This is a genomic window from Devosia chinhatensis, from assembly GCF_000969445.1.
Taxonomy (GTDB): Bacteria; Pseudomonadota; Alphaproteobacteria; order Rhizobiales; family Devosiaceae; genus Devosia; species Devosia chinhatensis.
Map to the genome: position 1 here is coordinate 1 of NZ_JZEY01000007.1, position 490 is coordinate 490.

Consider the following 490-nt stretch of genomic DNA (forward strand, 5'->3'; position numbering starts at 1 on the left):
CCCTTTTTCCTTACCTCTCTCCCGCCATCCTTTCCCTCTTCTTCCCTTTTTCCTTCTTTCCATCCCCTTTCTTCTCCTTTTTCTTCCTCTTCTTCTTTTCTTCTCTCTTTCCCTTTTTTTCTCCTTTTCCTTCCTCTCCTTTTCTTCCTTCTCTCTTCCTTCTTCTCTCCCTTCATCTCTTTTCGCTTTTCCTCCCTTCTCTCCTTGTTCTTCCTCTCTGTTCTGTTCACCTTCTCCTTTCCCTTTACCTCCTCTTCCCTCGCTTCCTCTCCCGTTGTCGTTTCTTTCCTTTCAGACTCCACCCCTGATCATAACCTCGCTTCCCTCCTCCTGCTCCCTACCCTCCGCCCCCTCTTCCCCCTTCTTTCTCTTCTCCTCTTCTTCCCCCCCCTCCTCTCTATCCCTTTTCCGTTTTCCCTTCCGCCACGCCCTTCGCCTCCCTTTCCTCCTTCTCTATCTCCCCCCCCTCTTTCTCTCTCGTCTCCCTTCT

The 490-nt window shown here is 50.8% G+C and carries 2 protein-coding genes; both read right to left on the reverse strand.

Translation table 11 applies throughout. The features are described 5' to 3' along the window. On the reverse strand, nt 1-302 hold a 302-nt coding region (locus VE26_RS19040), incomplete at its 3' end, for a hypothetical protein (RefSeq protein WP_046103226.1). 6 nt (nt 303-308) lie between these two features. Beyond that, on the reverse strand, nt 309-490 hold a 182-nt coding region (locus tag VE26_RS19045), incomplete at its 5' end, for a hypothetical protein (RefSeq protein WP_210165394.1).